This is a genomic window from Nostoc sp. NOS(2021) (assembly GCF_017115025.1).
Classification (GTDB): domain Bacteria; phylum Cyanobacteriota; class Cyanobacteriia; order Cyanobacteriales; family Nostocaceae; genus Nostoc.
In genome coordinates, this window is the sequence record NZ_JABXKM010000214.1 from 1 (window position 1) to 5,214 (window position 5,214).

Below are 5,214 nucleotides of genomic sequence, written 5' to 3' on the forward strand. Positions count from 1 at the left end.
GTTCAGTACCTACTCAAGCAAGAACCGCTATAAGTCAGAATTGAACATTTCGTAATTACAAAATTTAGAATCAACACTGATTGAAGATCACGCAAATTGTAATTGGAAATAATTACTTTTTCATTGAAAGAAGATAGCCAGTTCTAAATGGTACTGATTCACCAATTTTATTATCTTGAAAACAAGATTGAAGATCATCAACAGTCCAATCACTAAGATAAAACATCACACGTTTTTTTGTCTTTAATAAGGGAGCTAAAATAAAAACTCCATTATCAGACAAGCTTGATTTTATTTGATTCATAGCTGATTTAAACTTACTATCTGTAACGATGTGCTGGATAACATCAATCATGACTATTAAATCAAATTTTCCTGATATATCATCCGTGGTAATGTCTTTTTTTTGAAATTGAAAATTGGCAAACTTTTGCTGAAGTTCGGGAAACAATACATCAGTAATGTCCACTCCCAAGTAGTTCTTTACACCTAAGTCAAATAACATTTGGGTGTAATAACCAGTGCCGCAACCAATTTCTAGAACTTTGGCATTATTGAAATCAATTTTTTGCTTTAAGCAGTAATCGATAAAAATTTTTGCTGCTTGGGCATAAGCCTCTTGATTGTCTTTTTCCGACAGGCTTTGATCACCAACTCCTCTGATAGATTTACCATATTTAGACAGGCGATCGCGCCAATATCGACCAGCATCATAGTCATCTCCCTTACCATAGATTACTGGTCCCATAGTTAGTTTGTATAAAACTGTTTTAATGAAACCGATTGGAGATGTTGTGAATTTTAAGAAGAGTTCTTTCATTTTAAATTTCTTTACTTTGTTAAGTGTTTGTAGTAAACGTGTAGCTGATAATGTCGCGTAACATTGCAAGCAAATTGTACTCAGTCTAATTTTGGTCAACGAACTTGTGCCTCGTTTTTGCCGACTGATTGCTGTGCTAGTGGGGTATCAATTTCCAAGCGATCGCCTGGATTTAACACTCTGGGAGATAATACTACTTCTTCTCCTGACTTTAAGCCTGCCAGCACTTCACGCTGGTTATCAAATGTTCTTCCTAGCTTGACTTTTTTCACAACAGCTTTGCCTGCTTCCGCAACCATCACCATGCCTTCACCAGCAGACAAATGAGTAACAGAACTTTCTGGAATCATTAAAGCCGTTCTACTTTGATCAATAAACTGAACATAACCCTGCAAACCTGGAGGCATTTGCAAATTATCAACAGCAATCCAAACAGAATAGGTAAATTGTCGGTCAATACCCACTTGACTGGGCTTAGTGGCATTAGTTTGTACGGTTGGATTAAGCTGAATTACCCGTCCCTCAAAAGTACGTCCTGGGTATGCCACCAAATGCACTATAGCTTTATTACCCACTTTGACTGCATTAAGTCTAGCTTGATCAATGTAAGCCTTAAATACAATATTCTCAGTTAAAGTTATTAACGAGTCACGTCCCCGTGCATCCGCTATTTCACCAGTATTTATATTTACCAAACTCACTAAACCATCGCTGCTGGCATATATAACTGTTCTACTTAAATTTCTCAGAGCCTCTTGTAGTTCTATTCTCCTGTTGTCAACGGTGAGGCGAGCATTTTTGACATCTTTCTCTAGTGTGTCCTGGCCTAATGACACAGCTTGCTGAGAAGAAATGAAGTCGTTTTGGCGAGCAATGTAGAAATCTTCGTTGGTAAATTGCTGGCTTTGGGTAGTAATAATTCCCTGTTGAGCAGCTATTAGTTCTCTTTTGCGAGTTGCATAGGTATCTTGCATATCATAGAGTTGAAACTTGGAAATTGCTCCCTGCTCCGCTAAAATTTTAATTTGTCTGAGTTTCTCTTCAGCAGTCCCTACCCTTACCTGAGCAGCCTGGATATTGTTGTTTAATTCTTGATCTGCGAGTTTGTCAATTGTTCTTAGTCTAGTTTTAGCTGCATAAAACCTGTCATGAGCAGATATAACATCCTCTTTCAGGTCTGATAACCTTTTTGATACCGAGTTTTGCACAGTTTCAAGGTTCTTTTCCGCAATAGCGAGGTTATTGCGAGCCGTATTCACTTCATTTTCAAAGGGAGCTTTTTGTAACTGGAGCAGAGGTTGGCCTCGGCGCACGCTTTGCCCTTCCTCAACGAAAAGTTTTTCTACAGGCCCCGATATCAAAGAACGAACATTGACTTCCTGCATAGCAACAGATTCACCAGGAGCGGCTAGATTATCCTCTAAACTTTTTGACGCTACTAGCGCAGTCTCTACTTGGATAGGTTTGCCAGCCATACGTTGCAAAGCTGGATAACCGAAACCTGAAGAGTAAAATCTTGATTCTGGGTCTTTGAGAGCAGGGAGAAGTACAGTTAAGCTTAAAATCCCCATTAAACCTAAAGGGGCTACTACGCAAGTTGTGAGAATCCCGTGAGTTAAAATTAGACGCGACTGTATCATGATATATAAAAAAAGTAGAACTAATTCCAGAATTTCATTCAGAGATGGATTTATTTACCTACCCTTCATACAAGCTATATACATATTTCCCTGAATACTCAACAAACTAACAATCCTCATAAAAATCACCAATCACCATTAATCGGAAAATTTTACTAGGCAAGAGTTTCAGTACCTTTTCTAGTTACAGCGCTATCCAATGCGTTTGCAAATACTTTTTCCCATATAGGCGTAATCCGATGCCAAGTAAAGCGAACTTCTATATCTGCTAAACCTTCTTGACCCATTTTTTGGGCTTTGATGGGATTCGATAATAAAGTCAAGATTGCTTGTGCTAAAGCTTCTGGATCTTTTTCTGGTACTAATAATCCAGTAATTCCAGAATGGATTACATCGACAATTCCCCCTACAGCACTGGCAATTACAGGCTTTTGGTGAGCTAAAGCTTCTATCATCACAATTCCTAAGCCTTCAGTATCACCCTTGCTATCGACAATTGCTGGTAATACAAATATGTCACACCCCGCATATTCATCAGCTAATTCTTCTTTGCTGACAAAGCCAAGGAAATCTACTACGTCATTTAGACCCATTGCATGACACTGTGATTTAATCTCATCTTCGAGAATTCCCTTGCCCACAATGCGTAAACGTACAGGATATTTAGCTAAGACTAAAGGTAGAGCTGTCAATAAATATCGCAAACCTTTACGTTCATCTAACCTACCGACAAACAGAAGCTTAGGCACTTCCTCTGGTGAACGTTTTTTAGGTGGCTTCGGCTTTATAGTCATACCGTAAGGAATAACGGTAACAGACCCATCAAAAATTTTACGAATTAACCCATTAGTAAAAGAAGAATTGGCTGTCACACCTTTAGCGATAGGCAGTAACCAACGGAGAATATGTGTCACAAAACCGAACTTATTTGCTAACATTAATTCGGCTCCGTGGAAACTAAACACCATCGGAATACCCAATAAGATGCTGGCAGGTAAAGCCATCAACCCGTGAGGAAAAGGCCAATGAATCTGGAGTAAATTTGGCTTTTCCTTGTAGCATACCCAAAACAATTGCAGCGTACCCAACAAGATATACAAAATAGCAGCTAACAAATAGAGAGGCTGTCTCTGCAACTTGGTAGGAGCACCATCCCTTGCCAAATTTTCAAAATGTTTTGGGCAGTAGCGAAAGCGATATACTTTTACTCCATCTAATACATGGCTTTTAGAACCTTCGTAGGCAGGAGCGAATACCGTAAACTTAGCCCCTGTTGCTTGCAAGCGTAAAATTGCCTCACGTACAAAAGCACCATGATTGCCGTCAGCAGTCATAGGATATACGGAAGTGACGACAAGAATGTGTTTATCTTCAATACTCATAGGTGTGAAAAACTTACTAAATTTGGGGTGAAAATGAAACCCAGAAGCATATGACTAACTGTCTCTGGGTTTATTTATGACGAGTTGAATTGACTAGACTATTTCCTGTTGAACAACACCAGGATAGTTTATGGTTGAATCAATTCTTTTCTCTTGGCGTCGATTAAGTAGACAACCTTCAGTTTGAAACCACCACCATAACTTGACAAAATCAATAGCTGAAGTCAGAAGACGCTTTTTGCCAAACTTGCTTGTTCCAGAATGTCGAGGATGCCAAGGTGTGAGAACTTCTGTAACGTTATATCCTTGTGCTGCTAATACCGCCAATAAGTAGCGATGGGTAATTTTTTCTACTGGCAGAGTCAATAATAAATCACGACGGACTAGTTTGATCCAGTTCATATCGTGGATGTTTAAACCAAAGAGTAAACTACAAGTAGTATTGGCCAATTTAGAAGCAAGAATCTTACCATCACCCCGTTTCTGCCGCCAACCAGCTACTGCATCTACTCCTGGTACACAAGCTTCTAAGAGCAATGGTAAGTCAGTTCGGATATCTGACTCTAAGTCTGCTTGTCCCCAAAATATCCAATCAGTTTGGACATTATCTAATGCTGTCTTCCATACTTCAGTTACACCCCGCCTCTGTGGATGACGAATGATCTTCAAATAATCACATTTCTCACTCATTTTCTTGAGGATTTGATAGCTATTATCTGTGCTGCCATCATCAACTACTAGTACTGGCAAACTAAAGCCCATATTCTCAAACGTTTCTTCTATATTAAGCAGGAGACGTTCCAGATTCCCTTCTTCATTAAGGCATGGAATAACTACAGTAATTGAAGAATGACCAGAGGGGACAGATTTCTTAAAACTTGATTTTCCTAACAAGCTTATAGTACTTAAAGTAACCATATTTTATTTCCTAAAGATTATGTTTTTTCAAAAAACGCTACTGTTTTTGAGCCTATGAGTCGTTTAAGTATTTAAATTGATCAGCATCTAAAATTAGACTAATTAACTAAGGCTAATTAGCAGAAATCTCCCATTTTCTAGCAGTTTTCAAATCTTAGGCTTTATCTATCTGTATACTTACGCGCAGAATTCAATGATTTCAAAACCAAGGCTGATAAATTAAATATAAATTTAAATTTTAAAAAGGGAATCAGTATTTTTATTTAATGTTAAGAAATGAAAACATTAATAACAATAATAATATAATCATCCGGAAATTATTAATATCAGGAATTTTAACTATTTTTTATAATATAAAAAACTAAATTCTTATGTTTTTGAGTATTATTACAGACGTTAATTCTTATACTCAACAATCACTATTTCAAAAATATTTATTTTGATGGTATATTTT

Annotated in this window: 4 protein-coding genes; all 4 read right to left on the bottom strand. The window is 37.6% G+C overall.

Annotated features, from left to right (window positions below):
- Positions 1 to 112 precede the first annotated feature (112 nt).
- Positions 113 to 820 carry a class I SAM-dependent methyltransferase gene (locus HWQ41_RS23155; RefSeq protein WP_292768111.1) on the bottom strand — a complete coding sequence of 236 codons (708 nt, stop codon included), beginning with the start codon at positions 818 to 820 and terminating at the stop codon, positions 113 to 115.
- A 95-nt stretch (positions 821 to 915) separates the two neighbouring features.
- Positions 916 to 2,460 carry an efflux RND transporter periplasmic adaptor subunit gene (locus HWQ41_RS23160; protein WP_292768113.1) on the bottom strand — a complete coding sequence of 515 codons (1,545 nt, stop codon included), beginning with the start codon at positions 2,458 to 2,460 and terminating at the stop codon, positions 916 to 918.
- 155 nt (positions 2,461 to 2,615) lie between these two features.
- Positions 2,616 to 3,842, bottom strand: coding sequence for a glycosyltransferase family 4 protein (locus tag HWQ41_RS23165; RefSeq protein ID WP_292768115.1), 1,227 nt, complete (start codon positions 3,840 to 3,842; stop codon positions 2,616 to 2,618).
- Between the two features lie 93 nt (positions 3,843 to 3,935).
- Positions 3,936 to 4,760, bottom strand: a complete 825-nt coding sequence (locus HWQ41_RS23170; protein ID WP_292768118.1) for a glycosyltransferase family 2 protein — start codon at positions 4,758 to 4,760, stop codon at positions 3,936 to 3,938.
- Between the last annotated feature and the right edge of the window lie 454 nt (positions 4,761 to 5,214).